Genomic DNA, 25,338 nt, shown 5'->3' with positions numbered 1-25,338 from the left:
TCCGGCGGCAAAAGAGGAAAGCCGTGAATACATACACGGAAGAGCATGGGACTTTTAATGGAGCGCTCAAGTTCCGATGGATATAGGAGATGCATTGCGCCGATTTCCTTTCCCGAACGATCGATTAGGGCTGCTTCCGTCGCATAAAGGCGAAAAATGGCGAAAGACACATTGCTATGCCGATAGAATTGAGCCGTGGAATTTATTGCCGTTTACGGGCAAAGGAACGGGGTTATTAATGAACAGTAATCAAGTATGGTCGTCGCTTGGATGGAACGGACTGTTCTCCATCGCCGTGACGATCGGAAGCATCTTGCTTGCCTGGTACCTGCTGCAAGAGCTCAAGCTGGACACTTGGTTCAAGCAGCCGAGAAGCCCGAGAGCCCGCGTTTTCATTGCGGTTCTTGCCGTTGTGATCGGGCACTCGTTCGCCCGCTTCATCCTGGATTACTGGTCTTGGACATCCATGCTGAAGCTGCTCTAAGCTATCCGTCGAATAACGAATCGGACATTTGCAGACAATAACGCATAAGACGGAACCAATCCGGAGACATGCTGCGAATGATATCCTTTGAGCGATCATGCACGAGGAAAGAGACCCGGGCTAAAGTCCCCTTATTTTGACGAATATTCGGGATAAAAATAACGCTTGTCGATTTCTGTAGACGAGTGTTAATATGGTCTGTGGTAATCTGGCTTATTCCTGCCTTTTTCACCTTTTTTGACCTTTCAACCCTTTCAAGCCATCCAATGCCAGACACTCGTTGCCGTCAGATATGATCCTTACCAAATACATGATATGCGCAAAAGAAATTGCAGCGTCCGGAGGGAACGGAATTATGAGTAAAATTGTCGTTCGCGGAGGCCGCAGACTGGAAGGAACCGTGCGTGTGCACGGGGCGAAAAACGCCGTTCTTCCCATTCTGGCCGCTTCGCTACTCGCAACGGAAGGAGAAAGCGTCATTAACGACGTTCCCCTCCTTGATGACGTCCTGATCATTCGCCAGCTGCTGGAGACGCTCGGAGCCAAGCTTGACCTCTCCGGCGAAACCATGACGATCTCGGCGGAGAACCTGACCTCCTACGAGGCTCCTTACGAATGGGTCAGCAAAATGCGGGCATCGATCCAAGTCATGGGGCCGCTGCTTGCCCGTCTGGGCCGTGTACGCATCTCCCTTCCAGGGGGCTGCGCCATCGGCACCCGCCCGATCGAGCAGCACCTCAAGGGATTCGAGGCGATGGGCGCCGAGATCACGATGGGCCAAGGCTTTATCGAAGCCGTTGCCCCGGGCAGGCTCAAGGGCGCGAAGATCTACCTGGACGTCGCCAGCGTAGGCGCGACGGAGAACATCATCGCGGCCGCAGCGCTCGCCGAAGGAACGACTACACTTGAGAACGCGGCCAAAGAGCCCGAGATCGTCGATCTCGCGAACTATCTCAACGCCATGGGAGCCCGCATCCGCGGAGCCGGTACGGGAGTCATCCGGATCGAAGGCGTCGAGAAGCTGACCGGCGCCCGGCATACGGTCATTCCCGATCGGATCGAAGCGGGCACATTCCTCATCGCCGGCGCGATCACCGGAGGCAACGTATTCGTAGAAGGCGCCATCGGCGACCATCTCGGACCCGTAATCGCCAAGCTGCAGGAGATGGGCGTCCAAATCATCGAAGAGGACAACGGCATTCGCGTCATTGCGGATCGTCCGCTGAAGGGCGCCGACATCAAGACGCTGCCTCACCCGGGCTTCCCGACCGATGTGCAGTCCCAGATGATGGCTCTGCTGCTTGTCACGGAAGGAACTTCCGTCGTGACCGAGACGGTGTTCGAGAACCGTTTCATGCACGTGGAGGAATTCCGCAAGATGAACGCCAGCATCAAGGTGGACGGCCGTACGGCCATCATCACGGGCGGAGTGCCGCTGTCGGGCGCCAAAGTGACGGCGACGGACCTTCGAGCCGGAGCTGCGCTGATCTGTGCCGGCCTCGTAGCCGACGGAGAGACCGAAGTGGGCGGATTGCATCATGTCGACCGCGGTTATGTAGACATCGCGGGCAAGCTAGCCGCTTTGGGCGCCGACATCTACCGGACGTCGGAGGAAGAAGCCGCCGAGGAAGTGCTGGAGCCGGTCGTGCTCGCTTCCATCCGCAAGACCGCGGAGCGAGAAGTCGAAGAGGTCCAGGTGGCGGCTGCCGCCGCGTCCGAGGACGAGGACAGCTACAGCAGCAAGCGGCAGGTCAAGGTCGAGGACGTCGAGGCGTCCATGGCCTGAGATTCAATCGGCAGCATCGGGAGGGCTTGCCTCAGCAGCCGTCCCGCATAGAGAAAGGGAGTGGAGCGCCGGCTATCGGGGCTCTTTTTTTATTTGCGGCGATCCTTGGGGGATCGATCCCTTGCCTGCTCAGGGAAGACGTTCATTCTGGGTTCATTCTGGAATGCTACGATTCGGATGGAAAATGATCCGGAGGAGAGGCGAGGGAAACAATGAGAAAGTGGCTGCTCATATTGGGATTCATGGTCATTGCCGGCGGCGGAGCGGTATACTATTTCCTGCAGTCGAAGGGAGCCGAAGGCACGGCATCCGCTGCGGAAGCCCGGAGCGTGCAGGCTTCGCAGGGAAATCTGGAAGTGAAGGTGTCGGGGATAGGAACGGTAGCCGCGGCCGCTACGGCGACCGTGAAAGCCGGCTATCAGGGGACAGTCAGCAAAGTGCTGGTCTCCGCCGGCGACGTCGTGAAGAAAGGACAGGTGCTGGCTCAGTTCGAGACGGTCGACAATTCGCTGCAGATCCGGCAGAAGCAGCTGGACAAGCAGAAGCAGGAGCTGCAGATCCAGAACCTGAAGGAGCAGTACTGGAGCGAAAGCGACGTATCGAAGCAGGCGCAGACGAAGCTCGATCTCGACTCGGCCAGGCTGAGCCTGCAGCAGACGGAGAACGAGATTGCCGATCTGCAGAAAGCGGACGCCGAGAACCATGATATCAAGGCGCCGATCGGCGGAACCGTCACGACCGTATCGCTTACGGTCGGGGACAACACGAATGCCGGCGCAGATGCGGCTGTCATTACGGACTACTCGCAGCTGACTTTTGCGGTGAACGCGGACGAGCTTGACGTTCCTAAGCTGAAGATCGGGCAGACGGCCGAAATTACGCTTAATGCCCTGACCGATAAAACCTTCACGGGCAAAATCACTTCCATTGCCAAAGAAGGCGTGAGCAGCAACGGAGTCGCTACGTATCCGGTCACGCTGTCCATGGCGGAGGCGGCCGGCGTGCTGGCCGGAATGTCCGGCTCGGCCGAGATCGTGACGGAATCGGCTGAAAATGCCGTCCTGGTTCCGGTCGATGCGGTGGTGACCTTCGGAGGAAAATCCTATGTGCGGGTGCCTCAAGGAACGGAAGGGGCATTGGCGATCGGAACCGGCACCGAAGGCGGCCAAGGAGCCGGGAACGTTCCGGGCGGCCAGTCCGGCGACAACCGTCAAGGCGGAGCCGGCCAGTCCTGGACAGGCGGAAGGAACGGCTCCGGCGGCCAATGGGCAACGGAAGGCGCCTCCGGGCAGGGCAGCCGGTCGGGAACAGGCGCCAAAGCCGGAGCAGGAGCTGGAGCTGCTGCAGGAGCCGGCGCGGGAGCAGGGGCTGCAGGAGCGGGAGCCGGCTCCGAATCCCGGATGAGCCGGATGACGCTGGGCGGCCAGCTCAAGGAAGTGACGACCGGGCTTGCCAATGACACGTACGTGCAGATCAAGTCGGGACTGTCCGCGGGCGATACGGTGCTGATCGCGCTGCCGACCGGCACCGTCGGAGGATCCACCGGCCAGAGCGGCACGACCCGAGCCCGCGAGTTCGGCGGAATGGGAGCGGGCGGCTTCGGAGGCGGAATGGGTACGGGCGGCTTCGGCGGCAATATGGGCGGAGCCGGCTCGACCCGTACCGGAGGAGGGGGAACCCGATGAAGAGGGACAAACGGAAGGCCGGAGACGGAGCCTTGGAGGAGCGGATAGGCGATGGCACCAGAGCCGATGCCGCTTCGACCGAACGGCATGAAGAGGCGCTCCTGTCCATCCGCGACGTCCGGAAATCCTACCGGATGGCCGGAGAGGAAGTGCAGATCCTGAATGGAGTGAATCTGCATATTCCCCGCGGAGACTTCGTCGCCATCATCGGTCCGTCCGGTTCCGGCAAGTCCACGCTCATGAACATGATCGGATGCCTCGACACGCCGACCTCCGGCAGCTACAGGCTGGACGGCATCGAGGTGAAGGGTTTGTCGGACAACCGGCTGGCGGAGGTGCGCAACCGCAAGATCGGCTTCATCTTCCAAAGCTTCCATCTCCTCCCGCGCCTCAGCGCGTTCGAGAACGTCGAGCTGCCGCTCGTCTATCGCGGGCTCGCCGCGAAGGAGAGAAAGGCGGCTGCGGAGACGGCGCTGGCCAAGGTCGGCCTGCAGGACCGGATGCATCACCGGCCGAACCAGCTGTCCGGAGGCCAGATGCAGCGGGTCGCGATCGCCCGCGCGCTCGCTGGCGAGCCGCCGATCCTGCTTGCCGACGAGCCTACGGGAGCGCTGGATACGAAGACGGGAGCGGATGTGCTCGGCCTCATGGAGCAGCTCAACTCCCAGGGCCATACGATCGTCCTCATCACGCATGATCTCGATGTGGCTGCCAGGGCGAAGCGGACCGTATTCATGAAGGACGGACTGCTGAGCGAGGAAAGGGGGGGCGGACGTGAAGCTTTCGCAAGGAATTCGCATGGCCTGGAAGAGCATACTGGCTAACAAGCTGCGCACCGTGCTCTCCATGCTCGGCATTTTGATCGGCGTCGCGACGGTCATCGCGCTCGTGGCGATGGGCCAGGGCTCGGCGAACGAGGTGAGCAGCCAGCTCAAGGGGCTCGGCACCAACATGCTGTCGGTCAACATTACCGGAAGGGGAAGCGACACGACCCTCTCCTTGCCGCAAGCCGAGACGCTCGGCGACGGCGTCGGCGGCATCGAAGGCTTGTCTCCGACCGTCAGCGGCAGCGTGACGGCCCGCTACGGAAGCAAGCAGACCGAGTCCGCGGTGACCGTCGAGGGCGTCACTCCCGATTATGAAGATGTGCAGAGCTTCCATCCCCAAAGCGGGCGCTTCATTGCCCCTATCGATCTGACGGCGTACAACAAGGTCGCCGTGCTCGGGGTCGACACCTCGGAGGAGCTGTTCGGAGCGGGAGTCAGCCCGGTCGGCGAGACGATCCTGCTCAACGGCGTGAAATACAAGGTCGTAGGCTTGCTCGAGCCCAAGGGCACTTCCCTGACGGGCTCCAACGACGAGAAGATCATCATTCCGATTACGACGGCGCAGCGCATGTTCCAGTCCGCCGGCGTCCGCACCGTCTCCCTCAAGGTCGCCACGGTGGATCAGATGAGCGCCGTGACCGCGCAGCTGGAGACGAAGCTGACCGAGATCTTCCGCGGCAATACGAACGCCTACCGCGTGACGAACCAGGAGGATTTGAAGGAGACGGTCACCTCCGTGTCGAAGACGATGTCCACGATGATGGCGGGAGTCGCCTGCATCTCACTCGTCGTCGGCGGCATCGGCATCATGAATATCATGCTCGTATCCGTCACCGAGCGGACGAGGGAGATCGGCATCCGCAAGTCTCTCGGCGCCAAGCGGCGCGACGTGCTGTTCCAGTTTCTCGTCGAAGCGGTGACCATCAGCAGCCTCGGAGGGCTTCTCGGCATCGCCTGCGCTTATGGCGCCTGCCTGATCATGACGGCCTACTTCGCCACCGCGACGCAGATCGAGCTTCAGGTCGTCCTCTATGCGTTTCTGTTCTCCGCTGCGGTCGGAGTTCTGTTCGGGCTGTTCCCGGCCAACAAAGCCGCGTCGCTGCGGCCGGTGGACGCGCTCCGGCATGATTGATTCCCATACCAACGGATAGACAGTCACATTCCGCTCTCGGAGGTAGCCAGATGAAAATGCCTTATATCCTGATCATAGAAGACGATTCCCTGATCAGCGATCTGCTGGAGCTGTACTTGCAGCGATACGGCTTTCAGTACGCGACGGCGGGCGACGGCGCTGCCGGGCTCAGGAAGTTCTACGAGCAGATCCCCGATCTCGTCGTCCTGGATATCATGATGCCTGGCCGCGACGGCTGGAGCGTCTGCGAGGAAATCCGGCAGACCAGCACGGTGCCGATCATTTTCCTGACCGGCAAAGGGGACGGCTACGACAAGCTGAAGGGCTTTTCCATGGGAGCGGACGATTACCTCGTCAAGCCGTTCGACCCGAAGGAGCTGCTTGCCCGGATCCGGGCCGTCCTGAAGCGGACGCATCCGACCTTGTACAAGGAACAGGCGGTGTTCCCGGATCTCGTCGTCGACGTGAACGAATACCGCGTGACGGTGCGCGGGCAGGATGTCGGGAGCGCTCCCAAGGAGGTCGAGCTGCTCTATTGCATGGCTTCCCGGCCGGGCAAAGTATTCACCCGCGAGGAGCTGCTGCAGCAGATCTGGGGCATGGATTACTTCGGCGATTCCAATACGGTCGACGTGCATATCAAGCGCATCCGGGACAAGATCGGCGAGCATCCGTCCTGGCGCATCGCCACCGTGCGCGGCGTCGGCTACAAGTTCGAGGTCCAGTCATGAGCCGTCTGGCCGCAAGGCTCGGGCTGAATACGATCTTCGCCAAAGTGCTGATCATTTCTCTCTCGATTCTCGGCGTTACGTTCCTCGTTTTCAACCTGGTTTCGACGCAGCTGGTCCGGCGCGACATGTTCGACCGGCAGCAGGGCATGGAAGGGGCGGAGCTGCGGCGGACGGTCAAGCTGCTGGAAACGGCCGCATCCGAAAGATGGACCGAGAGCATGGTCAGCACGGCGCTCAAAGTCGTCGTGCCGCAACAGATGAAGAGCATTCTCGTCATCGACAGCACCGGCCGCTATATGCAGGTCGGAGACGTGCCGCTGCCCGCCAGCGAGATCAAGTCCATCATCAGCGAGGCCAATATCGGCTCCAGCGGCCAGTTCCGCTCCCAGATGATCGAGAACGAGTCCGGCAAATGGATCGTGAGCTCCCAGTACGTGCCTTCCATCGACCGCTATGTCGTCTCGCTCTCGACCGGCTTTCAGCGGGACTTCCGCCGCTGGCAGAATCTGAGCTGGCTGGCCATCGCCGTCGCGCTGGCTGTATCGGCCGTATTCTCCTGGCTGTTCTCCCGCTACATGACGACGCGGATCCGCCGCATGAGCCTCGGCGCGGAGCGCTTCGCCAAGGGCGATTTCGATACGCCGATCCGCGATGCGTCCCCCGATGAGCTCGGCCGGCTGGCCGGCTCGCTCAACCGCATGGCCGTAGACCTCGGCGCGCTGGAGCAGACCCGGCGCGACTTCCTCGCCAACGTCTCGCATGATCTCCGCTCTCCGCTGACTTCCATCCACGGTTATGTGGAGGCGATTCTGGACGGGACGATTCCGGGGGAGAAGGCGGACCGCTATTTGCGGATTACCCAGGAGCAGACCGTCCGGCTGATGAAGCTTGTGAACGATCTGCTCGACATGTCCAAGATCGAGTCCGGCCAATTCGACGTGCAGCCCGCGGAGTTCGATCTGGCCGAGACGGTGAGGCTGCTGCTGGCGCGGATGGAATCCACCTTCCGGCATCACGGAGTCCGGTACGAGATCAAGGGGCGGGTCGATTCCGAGCCTGGCCCGGCTCCGGGGGCATGGAGCGGGATGGGAGACGAGGGAGCCGGCGACGGTCCTGGCCAGACTCAGGGGGCATGGAGCGGGACGGGAAACGAGGGAGCCGGCGACGGGCTTGCCGTCGGCAGCGGCAAGGTGATAGTCGTAGGCGACGCCCACCGCCTGGAGCAGGTGATGGTCAATCTGATCCAGAACGCCATGGCGTTCTCGCCGCAAGGGTCGACCGTCTATGTGACGCTCGACGCGCAGGAGGAGCAAGCCTGCCTGACGGTAAGGGATGAAGGAATCGGCATGTCGCCGGAGGAGACGGAGCGCATCTGGGAGCGGTTCTACAAGACGGATGAAGCCCGCTCCGGGCGCGGCGGCACAGGCATCGGACTGTCGATCGTCAAGCATATCCTGGATGCGCACGGATCCCGCATCGCGGTCCGCAGCGAACAGGGCCGGGGCAGCTCCTTCTCCTTCTGCCTCCAGCGTGCGGCTGGCGGAGCGGGAGCTGAAGCGGCAGCCGACGAGCAACAGGATTGAAGCCTGGAGCCGGCTGGAATGCACGGCATTTCTTAATCTCTTTACCTGGAAGCCCTGATCTGACGGCTGCATGGCAGCATGTTCAAAGGCCGTCAGGCTCGGCCCGACAGCAGGGCTTTCAGCAGCGATGCCATCCGGCATCGCTTTTTCGTTTCTCGCGGGACTTCTCTCTCAAGCGGCCTATCGCGGTTCTATTCTATGTTTCTCGGCTCATAGTCTTTAGAGACGGGTCGTGAGCATTTGCCTTGGCAGGGTAATAGAGGAGGGAATTCATCGAAGATGAAGAAGCGCGCGACAGGAACGAGGAAGACGAGTCTGCGAGGAAAGCCTTTCGGCAGAGCAGCGGAAGGACAGGGGATGTCGGGAATGGCGCTGGCTTCCGTAAGCGTCCTTACGGCGGCGGCGATTCTGATTCCGGGATTTATCGTCGCCAAGTCGCAGGATGGCCGGACGAATGCCCGGCAGGAGCAAGCCTTGATTCCGGTGCCGGAACTATCCGGCCAGGAGCTGCCGGGCGGCAGCGCTACCGCCCGGCAGACCGGCCAGGCAGCCGCCGACGAAGCGGCCGGCGGGGCTGCGGGGCCGGCAGATGGGGGACAAGCATCCGGAAGCGGCGCAGAATCGGCCGACGGGACTGCAGGACCGGCAGATGGGGGGGAAGGATCCGGAATCGGCGCAGGCGCTGGCGGCGGTTCTCCGGCCGGAACGGAGGAATCGGCGCCAGCGCCTTCTACCGGGCCGAAGAAGCTGACGGCGCTGGATCTGACCCAGGTGCGCGTCTATGTGACGAAGGAGAAGCGCATCGAGAAGGTGCCGATGGAGACCTATATCCGCGGCGTCATCGCCGGCGAGATGCCGATCTCCTTCGAGCCGGAAGCGCTCAAGGCGCAGGCGATCGCCGCCCGCACGTATATCGTCCGGCGGCTCGCTTCCGGCGACGTCAGCGGCGTGCCGGTGAAGGGAGCGGATGTCACGGATACGACCGCCCATCAGGTGTACATCCCGATGAAGCAGCTGCTGGCCCGCTGGAGCGGCAAGGAGCGGGAGGCGAATCTGACGAAGCTGAACGAAGCCGTCCAAGGGACGAGGGGAGAAATCGTCACCTATCAGGGAAGCCCGATTCAGGCTCTGTTCTTTTCCACCAGCAACGGTTATACCGAAAATTCAGAGGATTACTGGGACGCCAGCCTTCCCTATCTCCGCAGCGTGGCCAGCCCGTGGGACAAGTCCCTGTCTCCGGAGTACAAGGAGACGACGACGATGCCGCTGGCGTCCTTCTACCGGAAGCTCGGCCTCAGCGGCAGCACGCCGGTCCGCAGCCTGCGGGTGCTCGATACGACGGACGGCAGAAGGATCCGCGAGCTGGCGGCGGGAGACGCCACGTTCACGGGCCGCGAAGCCCGGGAGAAGCTGGGACTCGCCTCCTCCCAATTCACCTGGAAGATCAGCGGCAAAAATATCGAGATTACGACCTATGGCTATGGGCACGGTGTCGGGATGAGCCAGTGGGGCGCCGACGGCATGGCGAAGAAGGGCAGCAACGCCTATCAGATTCTGTCCCACTACTATACCGGAACCGCGGTCGTGAGGGAGAACGATCTCCCCCGCATGAGCAGCTAGGAGGCGAATCTTCCTCCCTCCTCGCAAATTCTCTATCGCCCTACGTATAAACCTAGCTGATCCGGCAACAATGGCTAGTGAGGTGATAGAAAATGAATGAACAAGATCAAAAAAACCAAAAGCAAGAGCCTCCTAAACCAAATCTGGGAGGAAGAAACTCCGCTCCATCTTCAGCTTACAAGAAGACCCTGTCGCGCAAGTGGATCTCTCCGGCACTGTTCGTCGCCGCGGCAGCAATCATCGTAACCGTCATGTGGCTCTATCAGGGAGACGACAAGAAGACTTCGACAACCGAGATCCCCGATACGACTGCAGTGGCGCAAGGCGGAGAGCAGCAGCCGGAGCCGGTGACCGTGAAGCCGGTGCCTGGCGAGACGGCAAAATGGCCGGTAGCCAGCACGGCTGACGTCACGGTGAAGCGCGGCTACTTCGATGCCGCCGCGACTCCTGCCGAGCAGGATGCCGCGATGGTCGAGCAGGGCAACACGTTCTCCGCCAACACCGGCATCGACCTGGCCCGCAGCGACGACCAGCCGTTCGACGTGCAGGCCGTGCTGAGCGGCAAAGTGACGCTGGTGCAGGATCAGCCGACCAACGGCACGGTCGTGGAGATCACCCATTCGGGCGGATACGTCTCCGTCTACCAAAGCTTGACCGATGTGACGGTCAAGCAAGGCGACGACGTCAAGCAAAGCACGGTAATCGGCAAGGCAGGCAAAAACGAGCTGCAGAAAGATCTGGGCGTACACCTGCACTTCGCGCTTCTCAAAAACAACGAGCATGTCAATCCGAATTCGGTCCTGCCCGCGCTCGCTCCGGCAGCAAGCCAGGACAGCAGCGCCGCATCGGGCGACGATTCCGAATAAGCGGTTCCTCATCCCTGAAGCCTCGGCTTCAGGGATTTTTTTATGCCGATGAAAAAGACCGCTGCTTCGTCCGGCGTGCGGCTTTGCTCAGCCAGCCGACGGCGGCAAGCCTTGGCGCCTGACCGGCTTCAATGCCGCTTTCGGGCTGCCAGCCTGCTCTTTTTCTGCAAGGGAGCCGGATTGTTTTTTCATGGCTCGGACTGTCCGCCGGAAGGCCATTTGCGAACAAATTGGACGGATTTAGTACCTAGTGCTTGGCCACAAAGAATATCTACCCGCCCCTCTCATATAATGTACCAATCTTAAAACGAGTTAGGGAGGCGGGAACGTGCACGATTACATCAAAGAGCGGACCATCAAGATTGGCCGGTGCATCGTGGAGACCAAGCATACGGTGCGCACGATCGCCAAGGAGTTCGGGGTATCGAAGAGCACGGTGCACAAGGATCTCACCGAGCGGCTGCCGGAAATCAATCCCGATCTGGCCGATCAAGTGAAGCACATCCTGGAGTACCACAAGTCCATCCGCCATCTCAGGGGCGGCGAGGCGACCAAGATCAAGTACAAGAAAAGCACCAAGCGCCGCGAGGTGCTGGCTGCAGGAAAAAGGTAAAAACGGCCGCATTCCGGCCTCCCCTTTCACGGGAGGCCTTTTGGTAAAATTTTTTGACAAAATCAGAGGAAAAACGAGGTTATTAGCGAATAATGGGGGTATGAACTTCCACATTATTCGTTAGGGGACTTCGGACGTATGCTGAGCAAGGATATCGGAATCGATCTGGGCACCGCCAACGTGTCCATTCATGTAAAAGGCAGGGGCGTCGTGCTCGACGAGCCGTCCGTAGTCGCCGTTGAAACCGGCACCAAGCGGGTGCTGGCCGTCGGAGACGAGGCGTACCGGATGGTCGGCCGGACACCGGGAAATATCGTCGCCATCCGCCCGCTTCGGGATGGAGTCATCGCAGACTTCGAAATTACGGAAATGATGCTCAAGGCTTTCATCGACCGCATCGGCGGACGGAGCTGGTACAGCCGTCCGCGTATTCTCATTTGCGCTCCTACCAACATTACATCGGTGGAGCAGAAAGCGATCCGGGAGGCAGCCGAGCGCTGCGGAGCCAAAGAAGTTTATATGGAAGAAGAACCCAAGGCGGCCGCGATCGGTGCCGGCATGGACATTTATCAGCCTAGCGGCAATATGGTCGTCGATATCGGCGGGGGCACGACGGATGTGGCCGTCCTGTCCATGGGCGACATCGTGACTTCTTCCTCGATCAAGGTAGCCGGCGATACGTTCGATTCCGATATTGCCCGCTACATCAAGGCGAAGTACAAGCTTCTGGTCGGAGAAAGGACAAGCGAGAGCATCAAAATGCGCATCGGATCGGTATACGCTGGCGGACGCAGCGAGGCCATTGATATCCGGGGCCGCGATATGGTGACGGGGCTTCCGCAGACCATCTCCATCCACTCGGAGGAGGTCCGGGAAGCGCTGCACGATTCCGTCGCCTCCATCGTAGCTGCCGCCAAGTCCGTGCTGGAGCGCACGCCTCCCGAATTGTCTGCGGACATCATCGACCGCGGCGTCATTCTGACCGGCGGAGGCGCCCTGCTGGACGGGCTGGATCTGCTCATGGCGGACGAGCTCAAGGTGCCGGTGCTCGTCGCCGAAGACCCGATGCACTGCGTGGTGAAAGGCACCGGATTCATGCTGGACCATCTGGACCGGATGTCGCGCAAGAAGGCGCGCTTCTAGAGTCCGGCGACCGAAGGCCCGCCCCTCGCGAGCCGCTCCTTCCGGAGCTGCGGAGCGCGAAGGGCGGGCCGCTCTTCATGGATGGGCAGCCGCTGCCGATATAACAATAAGACTTTCATCCTTTCATCTTTCATCATACAGGCAAGGGGAGAACCGGATGCTCAGAGGATTGTACACGGCAGCGGCAGGCATGGTAGCCCAGCAGCGCGTGCATGACACGGTAACGACGAATATCGCCAATCTCAATACGACGGGATATAAGCAGAGCAATGCGCTGAACCGTTCCTTTCCGGACATGCTGCTGTCCATGACCGGCAAGAACGATGAGCCGTCGCGCCGGATCGGACGCCTCAGCACCGGTGTGCTGGCGGAGGAAAGCATCGCGCTGCAGGTGCAGGGCGATCTCAACAAGACGGATCGGGCATCCGACTTCGCCATCGCCTCCAATATCGAGGTGGCGGGCACCGTGTTCGACGCTTCCGGCAAATCCGTCGCCGAAGACGGAACGGTGACGTACAGGCCGCAGGCCTACTTCACCGTGCAGGATGCGGACGGACAGACCCGATACACGAGAGGCGGACAATTCCACTTGGCGGCCGACGGTTCCCTGCTTACGGCGGACGGCTCGGCCGTGCTCGGCAAGAACAACCGCCCGGTGACGTTCCCGGCCGGCACCTCCATGGATTCGCTGAAGCTGAACGGCGCCTACGATTTCACGGATGCGGACGGCGTTGCTACGGGCAGATCGCTGCTGATCACGCGAGTCGACCGCGTTCAGGACCTGATCCGCGAGGGAGACGGCAAGTTCCGTCTTGACGGGCAGGGCGGGGCGGCTCCGGCGACGGCGGCGGACGGTGTGGAAGTCCGTCAGGGGTATACGGAGCGCTCCAACGTCGACGCCACCCAGGCGATGGTGGATATGATGGGCGCACTGAGAGCCTACGAGGCGAATCAGAAGGTCGTCCAGTATTACGACAAGAGCCTGGAGAAGGCCGTCAACGAAGTCGGCAAGGTGTGAGGAGGAACGGTAGATGAACGGATCGATAATCAATGCGTCGGTGACGATGAACGCCCTGCAGCAGCGGCTTGACCTGCTGGCCGAGAATATCGCCAACGTGAATACGGCAGGCTATAAACGCAAGCAAGGCACGTTCGAGGATCTGCTCACGAACGCCAAGCAGCAGCCCGAGGCGTTCCGCAAGGACGGCCGCATCGGACCGATGGGCTACAACCAGGGCTGGGGCGCCCGTTTCCTGCAGCTGGGACCTGACATGACCCAAGGCTCGCTCAAGGAAACCGGCACCGCTACGGATCTGGCGATCGAAGGAAATGCGCTCTTCCAGGTGGAGGCGGACGGCAAAACGGCCTATACCCGCAGCGGCGCCTTCCAGTTGACGGTGAGAGGCAACGGTGATACGATACTGGCGACAGAAGCGGGGTATCCTGTTCTCGGCACTCGGGGAGGCGCGGGCCAGCCTGGACCGATCGTCGTTCCGGCCGGCGTCACGCTGCAGATCAGCGGCGAAGGCGTCGTGGAAGGCGTGCATGGGGATGGAACCCGCGAGAATCTCGGGCAGCTGAGCCTTGTATCTCCAGCTCGACCCGAGCTGCTCACTCCGGTGGAGGACAACCTGTTTGTCGTCCCGGACGGAATTGCGGCGGGAGACGTGCTTACCGACGCCGCAGCCGGTCCCGACAGCGGAATCGCTGTCCGCCAAGGGTATGTCGAGCAATCCAACGTCAACGTCGTGGATGAGATGACCGAGCTTTTGAACGTGCAGAGGGCTTATCAGCTGAGCGCCAGGGCGCTGACCTCCGCCGATTCGATGCTGGGCATGGCCAACAACATGCGCGGCTAGATTCCTGTTCCTCCATGCTGCGGCGCGGTGGGAATCTGCCGCGCAATAGATTACGGAAGGATTCTCTTCCGGAGGAATAGGATGATGACCATGGTGCAGAATGAATCCCACACCCGCATGTCGGGAGGAGGGGCGGCGTCCCGTCCGGCCGACAATTTCCGGCCGAGCGACAGCCAAGCTCCCCTGGACCGGGAGGCAGAACCATCTTCGCCGGACGCTCCGGCAGCAGCCAAGACCAAATCCAAGGCAAAGCCGAAGCGGCGCAGCCGGTTCACCGCGTGGTGGTTCGCCCGCAAGGTCATCGTGCTGGCGCTGTTCGTCGGCGCGCTGACAGGCGGCCTTTATCTGGGCTTCGTCGTCCTGGGCAAGGGAAGCATGGACGATGCATTCGACTTTGGCGTCTACAAGCATATTTACGACCTTATCTTCGCGGATTCCTAGATGTATCCGGCCTCCTTTCGGGGCCGGATTTTTTTGCGGCCGCCGATTCAAGGCCACGGCAAAAAAAAGCCGGAGCAAAGGCATTGCGCCTTTCGCTCCGGCTTTTGTATATGCGGCTTTATTTTACGGTGACCCTTACGCTTACGGTCTTGCCTTCAAAAGCGGCCTTGATCGTAGCCGTGCCTTTGGCGGCGGCGGTGACGGCTCCGCCTGCGGTAACGGTCGCCGCGGCTTCCTTGCTGGAAGTCCAGACAGCCGCCGCGGTGACTTCCGCCTGCGTGCCGTTGTCGTAGAACGCCTTGAGCTTCAGCGGCGCGGAAGCTCCGGGTGCAAGCTGCAAGGTTTTGTCCGACAGGACGAGGCTCTTCAGCTTCGGCTTGACGGCGATCGTCACGGTGATGCTCTTGCCCTGGTACGTTCCGGTGAGCTTGGCCGTTCCGAGCTTGAGGCCCTTGACGGAACTGCCCTTGATGCTCGCGATATCGTCATTGTCGACGGTCCAGGTCATTTTCGAGGCGAGCGAGCTCGTCGAGCCGCTTTTGAACGTGCCGGTGACTTTGACGGTCTTGCTCTTGCCGGGATTCAGCACGAGCGAGGATTCCTCCACCGCCAGCTTGCTCAGCTCTTCTTCGATCACGACAGGAAGAGAGACGGTCTTGCCCTGGTAGGAGGCGGTCAGCGACGTCCGCGCAGCGGTCAGTCCGCGCAGCGTCGTTCCTTTGACAAGCAAGGAGCTGCCGGTCGTTTTCCATTCGGCCTTGGCCGTGACGTCTTCTTCCGTTCCATCCGTATACGTTACGTTCAAAGGCGGGATCGGAGTGTCCTTGCCGATGATTAGGCTGATCGTCTGCTGCTCCGGGAGAAGCGCCAGCGGCTTCAGGCCCACGGCCATTTCCACTTCGGCCGAGAGGCCGCCGACCGCCGCCTTCAGAACGGCTTTGCCGGCTTTTTTGGCGGACCATTTGCCATCCTTGATCTCAATGACGTCGGAGTCGCCGGATGTCCAGCTGACGAGCTTGTCGACAGCGATCGTGGAGTCGTCCAGCGTCTTGCCGGTGACCGCCGGCAGCTTGCCGCTGTCGCCCGTAATGCTTGTCAGGGGTTCGGAGCCGGCCTCGATCGAAAGGAGGGTCGGGTAGACGGTGACGTTCAACGTTCTGGAGAGACCCTTGTACTCCACCTTGATGACGGAGGAGCCGGCTGCCTTCGGCGTGACGAGTCCGTCGGACACGGTAGCGGTGAAGACGTCGCTGGAGCTCCATTCGGCGGCCTTCGTCACATCGGCCGGCTCCTTGTTCGGATCGAGAGCCGACGCGGTCACTTGAAGCGGGCTGTCGGAGAGCAGCAGATTCAGCTCCGCCGAGGCGCTCAGCTTCAGCGCTTCGTGGGCTGCGCGCACGACGACGCTGACGGTGGTCGAGGAACCGTAGAGAGAAGCGGTGATCGTCGCGGTTCCGGGACCGACGGGCGTCACGACGCCTTTGTCCACTTTGGCTACGGCTGCCGCCGAGGTCGTCCAGGAAGCATCGTCGGTCACATCGACCGGCGTGCCGCCGCCTGCCGGCGCAGCTGTCGCGGTCAAGGATCTGGCCTCGTCGCCCGCCGTAAGATCAAGGAGAGAATTTGGCGACAGCGCGAGCGATTGATAGGGGGAAGACACGGTTAACGTAATGGAGGCGGACACGCCTCGGTAGGAAGCCTTGATGACGGATGTGCCTGCCGCGACGAGAGTGACCTTGCCGTCCTCGACCGTAGCGGCCGCCGTGTTGGAGCTGCTCCAGACGGCTTCGTCGGCGAGATCCTTGGATTCATTCCCGTTTTTGCCGACAACGCCGAAGGTCAGGTCGTCCCCGAGCTGTGCTTTCAGGGTGGATGGAGCGGCGCTGCCGTCCTCCGTCAGAAGCTGGAGCTTGGCATAAGGATAGGTGACCGTAACGGAAATCGATGCGGAATAGCCGCTGTACTTGCCGGTAATCGTCGCGGTTCCGGCCGCTACGGGCGTCAGCACGCCTCCCGTGACCTTGAGGACGGATGAGCTGGAGGTCGACCATACGGCCGAGGCGCTGACATCCTTGGTCGCGGAAGAGCCCGAGTAGGACGCCCACAGCGCGAGCGCGTAAGGGTCGTCCCCGAACGTGAGGGAAAGCTTGGAGCCTTCGGTCAGCTTGACCGAGGTGACCGTATCTTCGGCATGCGCGGCAGGCGCGAGCAGCGCAAGCGCCAGGACGGCCGCGAGCAGCAGGGACAGCAGCGGACGATTGGTAACGCGGTAGGACAACGAAAGACACTCCTTTGCAAACCATGATAGTTCCTTTAACGGCATATCGATGCGAATTATGTAGGCAAATGGTGGAAAATAGGAAGGGCGGCGGTTTTTTTTTTGGAACTGCGGAGGTATAATAACGAAGATATACATAGGCATTCAGCGGCAGAAAGAGGAATTCCGACCCTTTTTTTGCGCAATAAAAAGGACAGTCGGCGGCGCTTCAGTCCGCTTCCTGCCCTCCTATCTCAACCTTTGCGACCTGCAGGCTCGCTCAGGACATGAATAGTGTAGCCCGCCGGCCCCGGTTCCATGCAGCCCGGCCGGCGATTGACGAACAAGGGCGCTTTCGCCCGCGGAAGGGGTATTTTTTTGCTGGATATCAATGAAATCATGGAGATTATTCCTCACCGCCAGCCGTTTCTGCTGATCGACCGCATTCTTGAGGTCGAGGAAGGCGTACGGGCCGTCGGACTCAAGAACGTCACGATGAACGAGCCTTTCTTCGCCGGGCATTTCCCGGGATTCCCTGTCATGCCGGGCGTCCTGATCGTCGAGGCGCTGGCGCAGGTAGGCGCGGTCGCTATCCTCAAGGTGGAAGCGAACCGCGGCAAAATCGCGATGTTCGCCGGCATCGACGGCTTCCGCTTCCGCGGCCAGGTCGTGCCGGGAGATACGCTGACGCTTGAGGTGACCATCACCCGGCTGAAAGGCATTATCGGCAAAGGCCAGGCGACGGCGAAGGTCGGGGACAAGGTCGTGGCCGAAGGCGAGATCATGTTCGCGCTTACGGATCCGAAGTAGGCTTCTATCGCTGAAAAGCAAAAGGCCAAAACAAAAGGCAGCCCGAATTCGTCAACAAAACGAGGATATTCGGACCGGGCCTGCATTATTAAGTGAGACCATGCAGAGATCAAGGGAGAGATGAGTCCATGTCCGTAACAGAACTTGCGCAACAACGCTATCAGTCCTGGCTCGAGGATCCGACGATCGACGAGGCGACCAAAGAAGAGCTGAGGGGAATCGCGGGGGACGAAAAGGAGATTACCGACCGGTTCTACCGCGATCTCGAATTCGGCACCGGCGGCCTCCGCGGCGTCATGGGAGCCGGTACGAACCGCCTCAACGCCTATACGGTAGGCAAGGCGACGCAGGGTCTGGCGAACTGGCTGCTCGGGCAGACGGACAAGCCTTCGGTCGTGATCGCACACGATTCCCGCAACAACTCTCCGGAGTTCACGCTGGAAGCCGCGCTCGTACTGGCCGGCAACGGCATCAAGACGTACTTGTTCCCTTCGCTGCGTCCGACCCCGCAGCTGAGCTTCGCGGTGCGCGCGCTCGGTGCGAGCGGCGGCGTCGTCATCACGGCCAGCCACAATCCTCCGGAGTACAACGGCTACAAGGCGTACGGTCCGGAAGGCTGCCAGCTCGTGCCGCATGAGGCCGAGCAGGCGATCGCGGCGATCCAGAAGGTGGCGAGCTTCGGCGAGATCAAGCGCATGGCCCGCGAAGACGCGGAGCGGCAAGGGCTGCTCGTGTGGCTCGGCGAGGACGCGGACCGGGACTTCATCGAAGCCGTGGCGGCGCAGAGCCTCAATCGCGACCTGCTCAAGCGCGGCGCGGGACGCGACATCAAGGTCATCTACACGCCTCTGCACGGAAGCGGCAACCATCCGGTCCGCGGCGCGCTCAAGGAGATCGGCATCGAGTCGGTCGCCGTCGTGCCGTCGCAGGAGCAGCCGGACGGCTACTTCAGCACAGTGAAGAGTCCGAATCCGGAGGAGCGCGAGGCGTTCGCGCTGGCGATCAAGCAGGCGCAGGAGCAAGGCGCGGACATCATCATCGGCACCGACCCTGACGCCGACCGGATGGGCGCCGTCGTGAAGAACAACGAAGGCGAGTACGTTGTTCTCTCCGGCAACCAGTCCGGCGCGATCATGGTCCACTACGTGCTCAGCCAGCTGCGCGAAAGAGGCGAGCTGCCTGCAAACGGCGCCGTCATCAAGACGATCGTAACGAGCGAGATGGGCGCGGACATCGCCAAGGCCAACGGCGCAGAGGTCATCAACACGCTGACCGGCTTCAAATATATCGGCGAGAAAATGACCGAATTCGAACGGACGGGCTCGCATACGTTCCTGTTCGGCTACGAGGAAAGCTACGGGTACCTGACAGGCACCTACGCCAGGGACAAGGATGCCGTCGTAGCGGCGATGCTGATCGCCGAAGCGGCCGCCTTCTACAAGCAGCAGGGCAAGACGCTGTATGACGTGCTGCTGGAGCTGTACGGAGAGTACGGCTACTATCTGGAAGGCCTGGAGTCCCGCACGCTCAAGGGACTGGACGGCGTCCAGAAGATCGGGGCCATCATGGACAGCTTCCGTTCGGAAGCTCCGACTGAAGCCGGCGGAATCAAGGTGTCGCAGGTGCTCGACTACAGCCTCGGCCTGGACGGCCTGCCGCAGGAGAACGTGCTGAAGTACATTCTTGAGGACGGCTCCTGGTTCACGCTGCGGCCGTCCGGCACGGAGCCCAAGATCAAAGTCTACTTCGCGGTCCGCGGGGACTCCCTGCCGTCTGCGGAGAATGCGCTGAACGCGCTGCGAAGCTCCGTCATGCAGCGCGTGGACGCGATGGCCTGACCTGCTCTGTACCCTATAGACGGGCAGATCCGGGCCGGGGAGCCGGCAGGCTTGATGCCGTCCCCGCAGGCAATAGCAGTGCAGCAGCCGGGCCCGTCATGGAGCCGGCTCTGAAGTTCAATAAAGAGCCGCAGGGCGGGTGATGTCTACCCGCCCTGCCCGGCTTTTCAAGTATGAGTGGATAAGGGGCGAACTGGAACGTGTTGAAGTGGCAGCAGTGGAACCGCGCGGCCCGCAGAATCATGTGGGTGCTGGCGCTGATCGGCGTCATCGCGGCAATTCCCATCGGAGCTAACCGGTGGCAGATGGAGAAGACCTCCAAGCAGGTCGAGTACGTGTTCGATTATTCGGATCTCGTGCTGGTGGCGTCCTATCAAAGCCGTCCGGTCGACTATATCAAAAGCGAGCTTCAAAAGCTGAAGTCTCACGGCGTCGGCACGCTTTCGGTGTTCGAGAGCCGGCTGGACGAGCTCGAGAACGCAGGGAGGCTGGGCTTGTACAGCGAGGCGGAAGCGGCGCTGCTGCAGGGCAAGCCTTCGCCTGCAGGACAGAACTATACGTACCTGCTGTTTGAAGGAGCCAGGGAGCAGGCTGCTCTGGAGCCGATGATCCGCGAACGCTTCGAAAGCGACGGCATCGCCGTGCGTCCGTGGGACCTGGATGGCAAGCGCGGCCTCGTGCTGGAGACGCCGATGGCCGGAGCGGTGCTGAAATCGATGGCTCCCGATCCGCTGGCACTGACGGAGCTTCATGACGCCGGCTTCCGCCTGCTGCCGAGACTTTCGGACCGGATCCCTTACGACACGGAGCGCATGGATGCGCTGCTGGCCGGATTCAAAAATCTCGGCGTCACCCGCATCCTGTTCGACGGCGGAGCGGTCACCGGCTTCGCCGATCAGGCGGCCGACAAGACGTTGACTCATTTTGCCCAGAAGCTGAATGAGTACGGAATCGGAATCACCGCCATCGAAAATCTCAAAAAACCCCAGTCGGGCCTGAATACGCTGGCCTATCTGACGCACTATAACGTTACGCGGCTTTATTCCCTCTCGGACAAAGACGCTGCCGCCCTGAAGCCGGACGTCATCGCCGACCGCTTCCTGCTTGCGGCCAAAGACCGCAACATCCGCATGTTCTATCTGAACGCGGCTCCCTCCGCCAACCTGGACAAAGGGACCGTCACGGATCCGATGGACAATCTCTACAAGTCGCTTGACGGGCCGGACGGAGCGATCGCCAAGCTGGATTCGTTCGGATTTCCTTCAGGGGAAGCCCACGCGTTCGAGCGCTCCTATCCAAGCTGGATGAAGGCTCTCAAAGCGGTCGTCGCCCTGGGGGCAATCAGCCTGATCGCGCTGCTTGCCGGAGCCTTCTTCAACGGCCTGGCCTTGATCGTCTTCCTGCTCGGCCTCGCCGGCAGCGCCGGGCTTTACGTCCTGAACAGCTCGCTCATGGAGCAGGGCTTGGCGCTCGGGGCCGCGATCAGCGCTCCGACGCTGGCGATGATCTGGGCGATCAACCGGATCCGCTCCCATACGGAAGGACAGCGGCGGCCGGTAGGAGGCGAATGGAATTCCGCGGCCGGCGAAGGCACGGACCGCTCGTTCCAGGTGTCGCCTTGGAGCGGCATGCTGGGTGGACTCGGACAAGCCGGCACACGCTGGGTGTTCCGCGGCCTCTCGGCCGGACGGCGCCTGACGATGGCGCTGAGCATTCTGGCCGTGACCTCGCTGATCAGCATTCTGGCCATCCCGATCGTAATCGGGCTGCTCAACAGCATGACGTACAGCCTCGTGCTGGAGCAGTTCCGCGGCGTAAGCCTGCTCCACCTGGCGCCGATCGGCTTGACCGCCGTCTACCTGTTCCTGTTCACAGGCCAATCGGTCTGGCTCAGCCTGCGGCGGGTGCTCGGGCTGCAGATCACGATTCTCTGGTGCGTCGCGGTCGCCGTCATCGGCGCTGCCGGGCTGTACTATCTGTCGCGCACGGGCAATTCCGGAACGGCTACTTCCTTGGAGCTGGTGTTCCGCAACACGCTGGAAGGAACTTTCGGAGTGCGGCCCCGCTTCAAGGAATTCCTGCTGGCGCATCCGCTCATGGTGCTCGGCTTGTTCCTGTCGCTTCGCTACCGCGCCGCCTGGGTATTGCTAATTGTAGGCTCCATGGGCCAGCTGTCCATGGTCGACACGTTCGCGCATATCCACACGCCGATCCACATCTCCTTGATCCGCATCCTGCTCGGCCTCGGCATCGGAGTCGTCATCGGCCTGATCCTGATCGCCGCATGGCAGATCGGGGAAACGCTCGTAAGAAGATTCTGGCCGCGGGAGAGGGCTGCGAATGGCTAAGTCCGGAGGAGCTGTCTCCCCGATGCGCAGGAAAATCGTCATCTCCGGCTACTACGGCTTCCGCAACAGCGGCGACGAAGCGGTTCTGAAGTCGATCCTGCTCGCTCTTCGCGCCGAGGGGGAAGCCCAGGGCGTCGAGATCGATCCTGTCGTGCTGTCCGGAGATCCGGCTTGGACAACGCAAATGTATGGCGTCAAGGCCGTGCATCGGATGAAGCCGCTGGAGCTGATGAAAGCCATCGCCGGCTGCGACGGCCTCATCAGCGGCGGCGGCAGCCTGCTGCAGGACGTGACGGGCGGCAAGACGATTCCCTACTATACGGGAATCATCAAGCTGGCCCAGCTGCTTCGCAAGCCGGTGTTCATCTACGCGCAGGGCATCGGCCCCGTGCTGAACCGCCGGATGGACGGCCTCATCCGGCATGTGATGACCCGCAGCGCGTACGTGTCCGTGCGCGATGACGAATCCGCGGCGCTGCTGTCGCGGATGGGCGTTCCGCAGGACCGGATCGACGTCGTGCCCGATCCGGTCATGGGCCTGCCGCTGCCGCAAGGTTCGCAGGCAGCGGCAGGCGGCGGCTCCGCCGCAGCGGGCGGCGCGCCGGTCGTCGGCGTCTCCTTGCGCCATTGGCGCAAGGACGGAGCCGACCTGGCCCGCGCCGCCGAGGCGCTGGCGGAGCTCGCGCGGCGGCGCCCCGTGCGCCTGCGCTTCCTCCCGTTCCACACCCCGGCGGATGCGGACGCATCCCGCCAGGTCATGGAACGGCTCGGGACGCTCGGCGCCGGCAGCTCCGCCGAGCTCGCCGCCCCGGGCGACGACCCCCAGGCGATGCTGCTGGAGGTCAGCCGCTGCGACATGCTGCTCGGCATGCGCCTGCACGCGCTCATCTATGCGGCCGGCCGCCGCGTGCCGATGCTCGGCCTCAGCTATGATCCGAAGATCGACCAGTTTCTGGCCCGCCTCGGCGAGCGCCCGATTGCAACGACGGAAGCCATGGACGCCGCCGCCTTCGCCGATGCCGCCGAGCGGCTTCTGGACGGCGGAGACGGCTGGAGAGCGGACAAATCCGCCGCGATCGACAAGCTTCAGCAGGAGGCCCGCAAGCCGGCGCAACATATTGTCCAGTACCTGCGTCAGGAAACGAAGAGGTGACCGTTCGACCCATGTCGACTACAAAAGACTTTATAGACCCGTCCCATCAAGCAGCCAACGCACATGCACCGGATGATGCCGTAGAAGCGCTGGCGGACGCGATTGGGGACGCCTCCGAGGCTTCCGCCTGGCTGGAGTCGCGGACCGTTCCGAAGGTTTCGATCTATGGCGTTCCATTTTCCCGCATGGGTATGGACGAAACCGTGGAGTATCTTACGAACGTTATTGAAAGAGGGCAGCCTTGCCAGGTTGTCACGGCGAATCCCATCATGGTCATGATGGGACTCGAGGATCCCGCCTTCCATCGGATGCTGCGGGAAGCCGAGCTTGTCGTTCCGGACGGCGCGGGCGTCGTCTGGGCCGCCGGGTATGTCGGGCAGCCGGTCCGGGAAAGGGTGCCCGGCTTCGATTTGATGCACCGCCTGTTCCTGGAAGGCGAGGAGCGCGGCTGGTCCGCCTATCTGCTCGGCACGACGCAGGAAGTCATCGACGAGGCCGCGGCGCGTCTGAAGGCGAAATATCCGGGCGTAACCATCGCGGGAACGCATCACGGCTATTTCGGGGAGCAGGAGGACGCCGAGGTCATCGCCCGGATCAGGGCGGTTTCTCCGGATATGCTGTACGTGGCCCGTTCCGCCACTACCCAGGAGCCCTGGATCGCCCGCTACAAGCAGGAGCTTGGAGTGCCTCTCATCATGGGAGTCGGAGGCAGCTTCGATATTATCGCCGGCCGTTTGAAGAGAGCTCCGGTATTCATGCAGAAGCTGCGCCTGGAATGGTTTTACCGCCTTCTGCAGCAGCCTTCGCGGTTCCGGAGAATGCTCGTTCTGCCGCAATTCGCTCTGAGAGTGATTCGGGAGAAGGAAAAGGTGACAAAACCTTACTAGAAGCGTCAATTCGCCGTAATTTGCGCGAAATGCCCTGATATTGGGGTTGGAGTTTCTTTTTCGAACGAGTTATAATTCATTCCGGTGTAATGAAGGGGAGTTGAATTTCCAGTGAATGCCACAATGACTTATATCGTCGGTTTCGCAGTCGCTCTGATCCTGGCCGTCTCGCTGACGCCGCTCGTCAAGCGCTTCGCGTTCAAGATCGGCGCCATCGACAAGCCGAATGCCCGCAAGGTCCATACGCGCATCATGCCGCGGCTGGGAGGCCTGGCGATCTATCTCGCCTTTATCGGTTCGTTCTTCCTGCTGCTTCCGTTCATTCCGGAAGGGCTGCTGAGCGCCTACGATACGAATCTGATTCGCGCGATGCTGGCGGGCGGCACGATCATCGTGCTGACCGGCGCTCTCGACGACCGGTTCGAGCTGTCGGCCAAGGTGAAGCTGATGTTCCAGCTCGTGGCGGCATGCGTCGTCGTCTTCGGCTTCGACGTGAAGATCGACCTGCTGAACATTCCGTTCGGCCAGGACATGCAGGAGATCTCCTCCTGGCTCAGCATCCCGCTGACGATCTTCTGGATCGTCGGCGTGACCAATGCGATCAACCTGATCGACGGCCTCGACGGCCTTGCGGCGGGAGTGTCGGGCATCGCGATCGGCACGATTCTCATTATGGCCTGCTTCCTCGGCTTCGAGCCGATCATCCTGATGAGCAGCCTGCTGCTCGGAGGCATCCTGGGCTTCCTGGTGTTCAACTTCCATCCGGCTAAAATATTCATGGGCGACTCCGGCTCGCTGTTCCTCGGCTTCAGCCTGGCGACGCTGTCCATGATCGGCTTCAAGCAAGTCACGATCGTATCCTTCGTGACGCCGCTCCTGATCATCGGGGTGCCGATGGCGGACACGTTCTTCGCCATCATCCGCCGCTGGGTGAACAAGCGGCCGATCTTCGCTCCCGACAAGGGGCATCTGCATCACTGCCTGCGGGAGCTCGGCTTCAGCCACCGCAAGACGGTGCTGATCATTTACGGCGTAGCGGCTTTCTTCGGCGCCTGCGCGATCGTGCAGTCCATCGTGGTGCAGTCCCACGCGGCCAACTGGGTCACCTTCGTCGTCATCAGCCTGCTGGTGTTCGCGATGCAGATCGGCGCCGAGCTGATCGGCATCGTCGACAAGACGAAGCGCCCGCTGCTGAACCTGCTGGCGCGCATGCGCATGAAGCCGCATCACGAGCGCGGCAAATAAAGACTTCGCCATCAAAGGGCTTGTCCTTCT

At 61.5% G+C, this 25,338-nt stretch carries 21 protein-coding genes; 20 read left to right on the top strand and 1 reads right to left on the bottom strand.

The window, feature by feature from the left end; all coding sequences use genetic code 11:
• Positions 1-238 precede the first annotated feature (238 nt).
• From VE23_RS14670 to VE23_RS14605, 14 genes are all read left to right on the top strand, one after another.
• On the top strand, positions 239-484 hold the full coding sequence (locus VE23_RS14670) for a DUF1146 family protein (RefSeq protein WP_048745683.1): 246 nt from the start codon (positions 239-241) through the stop codon (positions 482-484).
• A gap of 355 nt (positions 485-839) precedes the next feature.
• On the top strand, positions 840-2,270 hold the full coding sequence (gene murA, locus VE23_RS14665; RefSeq protein ID WP_048745681.1) for a UDP-N-acetylglucosamine 1-carboxyvinyltransferase: 1,431 nt from the start codon (positions 840-842) through the stop codon (positions 2,268-2,270).
• Positions 2,271-2,482: 212 nt separating this feature from the next.
• Positions 2,483-3,955 carry an efflux RND transporter periplasmic adaptor subunit gene (locus VE23_RS14660; protein ID WP_049868376.1) on the top strand — a complete coding sequence of 491 codons (1,473 nt, stop codon included), beginning with the start codon at positions 2,483-2,485 and terminating at the stop codon, positions 3,953-3,955.
• A 134-nt stretch (positions 3,956-4,089) separates the two neighbouring features.
• Positions 4,090-4,779 carry an ABC transporter ATP-binding protein gene (locus VE23_RS14655; RefSeq protein ID WP_069202601.1) on the top strand — a complete coding sequence of 230 codons (690 nt, stop codon included), beginning with the start codon at positions 4,090-4,092 and terminating at the stop codon, positions 4,777-4,779.
• Positions 4,730-5,914: an ABC transporter permease gene (locus VE23_RS14650; protein ID WP_021880888.1), complete on the top strand. Its 1,185-nt coding sequence runs from the start codon at positions 4,730-4,732 to the stop codon at positions 5,912-5,914. The genes VE23_RS14655 and VE23_RS14650 overlap by 50 nt, the downstream gene beginning before the upstream one ends.
• A 50-nt stretch (positions 5,915-5,964) precedes the next feature.
• Positions 5,965-6,645 carry a response regulator transcription factor gene (locus tag VE23_RS14645; RefSeq protein WP_048745676.1) on the top strand — a complete coding sequence of 227 codons (681 nt, stop codon included), beginning with the start codon at positions 5,965-5,967 and terminating at the stop codon, positions 6,643-6,645.
• A complete protein-coding gene (locus VE23_RS14640; RefSeq protein WP_049868375.1) occupies positions 6,642-8,228 on the top strand; it encodes a HAMP domain-containing sensor histidine kinase in 1,587 nt (528 codons plus the stop codon). Before VE23_RS14645 ends, VE23_RS14640 begins: the two co-directional genes overlap by 4 nt.
• 279 nt (positions 8,229-8,507) lie before the next feature.
• Positions 8,508-9,848, top strand: coding sequence for a stage II sporulation protein D (gene spoIID, locus VE23_RS14635; RefSeq protein WP_049868374.1), 1,341 nt, complete (start codon positions 8,508-8,510; stop codon positions 9,846-9,848).
• A 92-nt stretch (positions 9,849-9,940) separates the two neighbouring features.
• Complete coding sequence (locus VE23_RS14630; protein ID WP_021880271.1) at positions 9,941-10,714, top strand: M23 family metallopeptidase; 774 nt, start codon at positions 9,941-9,943, stop codon at positions 10,712-10,714.
• A gap of 328 nt (positions 10,715-11,042) precedes the next feature.
• Positions 11,043-11,327, top strand: coding sequence for a sporulation transcriptional regulator SpoIIID (spoIIID, locus tag VE23_RS14625; RefSeq protein WP_021880270.1), 285 nt, complete (start codon positions 11,043-11,045; stop codon positions 11,325-11,327).
• A gap of 138 nt (positions 11,328-11,465) precedes the next feature.
• A complete protein-coding gene (gene mreB / locus VE23_RS14620; protein ID WP_049868373.1) occupies positions 11,466-12,470 on the top strand; it encodes a rod shape-determining protein MreB in 1,005 nt (334 codons plus the stop codon).
• 157 nt (positions 12,471-12,627) lie between these two features.
• Positions 12,628-13,488, top strand: coding sequence for a flagellar hook-basal body protein (locus VE23_RS14615; RefSeq protein WP_048746089.1), 861 nt, complete (start codon positions 12,628-12,630; stop codon positions 13,486-13,488).
• Between the two features lie 13 nt (positions 13,489-13,501).
• Positions 13,502-14,329 carry a flagellar hook-basal body protein gene (locus VE23_RS14610; RefSeq protein ID WP_048746091.1) on the top strand — a complete coding sequence of 276 codons (828 nt, stop codon included), beginning with the start codon at positions 13,502-13,504 and terminating at the stop codon, positions 14,327-14,329.
• An 81-nt stretch (positions 14,330-14,410) separates the two neighbouring features.
• Complete coding sequence (locus tag VE23_RS14605) at positions 14,411-14,770, top strand: DNA-directed RNA polymerase subunit beta (RefSeq protein WP_049868372.1); 360 nt, start codon at positions 14,411-14,413, stop codon at positions 14,768-14,770.
• 118 nt (positions 14,771-14,888) lie between these two features.
• Here VE23_RS14605 and VE23_RS14600 read toward each other — a convergent pair whose 3' ends face one another.
• Positions 14,889-17,048, bottom strand: coding sequence for an Ig-like domain-containing protein (locus tag VE23_RS14600; protein ID WP_048746093.1), 2,160 nt, complete (start codon positions 17,046-17,048; stop codon positions 14,889-14,891).
• Positions 17,049-17,405: 357 nt separating this feature from the next.
• On the opposite strand from VE23_RS14600, the gene fabZ reads away from it, so the two are divergent.
• From fabZ to VE23_RS14570, 6 genes are all read left to right on the top strand, one after another.
• Positions 17,406-17,837, top strand: coding sequence for a 3-hydroxyacyl-ACP dehydratase FabZ (fabZ, locus tag VE23_RS14595; protein ID WP_048746095.1), 432 nt, complete (start codon positions 17,406-17,408; stop codon positions 17,835-17,837).
• 128 nt (positions 17,838-17,965) lie between these two features.
• Positions 17,966-19,675 (top strand): phospho-sugar mutase, encoded by a 1,710-nt coding sequence (locus VE23_RS14590; protein ID WP_049868371.1) that lies wholly within the window; start codon positions 17,966-17,968, stop codon positions 19,673-19,675.
• 200 nt (positions 19,676-19,875) lie between these two features.
• Positions 19,876-22,023: a DUF5693 family protein gene (locus tag VE23_RS14585; RefSeq protein WP_157053963.1), complete on the top strand. Its 2,148-nt coding sequence runs from the start codon at positions 19,876-19,878 to the stop codon at positions 22,021-22,023.
• The gene (gene csaB / locus VE23_RS14580; RefSeq protein ID WP_232316952.1) at positions 22,016-23,176 is read left to right on the top strand and encodes a polysaccharide pyruvyl transferase CsaB; all 1,161 of its coding nucleotides are present in this window, start codon (positions 22,016-22,018) and stop codon (positions 23,174-23,176) included. Before VE23_RS14585 ends, csaB begins: the two co-directional genes overlap by 8 nt.
• A gap of 185 nt (positions 23,177-23,361) precedes the next feature.
• The gene (locus VE23_RS14575) at positions 23,362-24,063 is read left to right on the top strand and encodes a WecB/TagA/CpsF family glycosyltransferase (protein ID WP_232312884.1); all 702 of its coding nucleotides are present in this window, start codon (positions 23,362-23,364) and stop codon (positions 24,061-24,063) included.
• Between the two features lie 123 nt (positions 24,064-24,186).
• On the top strand, positions 24,187-25,308 hold the full coding sequence (locus tag VE23_RS14570; protein WP_048745211.1) for a glycosyltransferase family 4 protein: 1,122 nt from the start codon (positions 24,187-24,189) through the stop codon (positions 25,306-25,308).
• Positions 25,309-25,338 lie beyond the last annotated feature (30 nt).

It is taken from the genome of Paenibacillus sp. D9, from assembly GCF_001188365.1.
Classification (GTDB): Bacteria; Bacillota; Bacilli; order Paenibacillales; family Paenibacillaceae; genus Paenibacillus_O; species Paenibacillus_O humicus.
Note: the sequence above shows the minus strand (reverse complement) of the source record. Positions and strands in the feature narration are given on the sequence as shown.

What these genes read in the sequence shown, in the direction of transcription:
- VE23_RS14570 (WP_048745211.1), top strand. Translation starts at nt 24,187, where the DNA reads ATGACTTATATCGTCGGTTTCGCAGTCGCTCTGATCCTGGCCGTCTCG.
- csaB (WP_232316952.1), top strand. Translation starts at nt 22,016, where the DNA reads ATGGCTAAGTCCGGAGGAGCTGTCTCCCCGATGCGCAGGAAAATCGTC.
- VE23_RS14590 (WP_049868371.1), top strand. Translation starts at nt 17,966, where the DNA reads ATGTCCGTAACAGAACTTGCGCAACAACGCTATCAGTCCTGGCTCGAG.
- VE23_RS14615 (WP_048746089.1), top strand. Translation starts at nt 12,628, where the DNA reads ATGCTCAGAGGATTGTACACGGCAGCGGCAGGCATGGTAGCCCAGCAG.
- mreB (WP_049868373.1), top strand. Translation starts at nt 11,466, where the DNA reads ATGCTGAGCAAGGATATCGGAATCGATCTGGGCACCGCCAACGTGTCC.
- murA (WP_048745681.1), top strand. Translation starts at nt 840, where the DNA reads ATGAGTAAAATTGTCGTTCGCGGAGGCCGCAGACTGGAAGGAACCGTG.
- VE23_RS14660 (WP_049868376.1), top strand. Translation starts at nt 2,483, where the DNA reads ATGAGAAAGTGGCTGCTCATATTGGGATTCATGGTCATTGCCGGCGGC.
- VE23_RS14670 (WP_048745683.1), top strand. Translation starts at nt 239, where the DNA reads ATGAACAGTAATCAAGTATGGTCGTCGCTTGGATGGAACGGACTGTTC.
- VE23_RS14630 (WP_021880271.1), top strand. Translation starts at nt 9,941, where the DNA reads ATGAATGAACAAGATCAAAAAAACCAAAAGCAAGAGCCTCCTAAACCA.
- VE23_RS14640 (WP_049868375.1), top strand. Translation starts at nt 6,642, where the DNA reads ATGAGCCGTCTGGCCGCAAGGCTCGGGCTGAATACGATCTTCGCCAAA.
- VE23_RS14605 (WP_049868372.1), top strand. Translation starts at nt 14,411, where the DNA reads ATGATGACCATGGTGCAGAATGAATCCCACACCCGCATGTCGGGAGGA.
- VE23_RS14610 (WP_048746091.1), top strand. Translation starts at nt 13,502, where the DNA reads ATGAACGGATCGATAATCAATGCGTCGGTGACGATGAACGCCCTGCAG.
- spoIID (WP_049868374.1), top strand. Translation starts at nt 8,508, where the DNA reads ATGAAGAAGCGCGCGACAGGAACGAGGAAGACGAGTCTGCGAGGAAAG.
- VE23_RS14575 (WP_232312884.1), top strand. Translation starts at nt 23,362, where the DNA reads ATGGGTATGGACGAAACCGTGGAGTATCTTACGAACGTTATTGAAAGA.
- VE23_RS14655 (WP_069202601.1), top strand. Translation starts at nt 4,090, where the DNA reads ATGGCCGGAGAGGAAGTGCAGATCCTGAATGGAGTGAATCTGCATATT.
- VE23_RS14645 (WP_048745676.1), top strand. Translation starts at nt 5,965, where the DNA reads ATGAAAATGCCTTATATCCTGATCATAGAAGACGATTCCCTGATCAGC.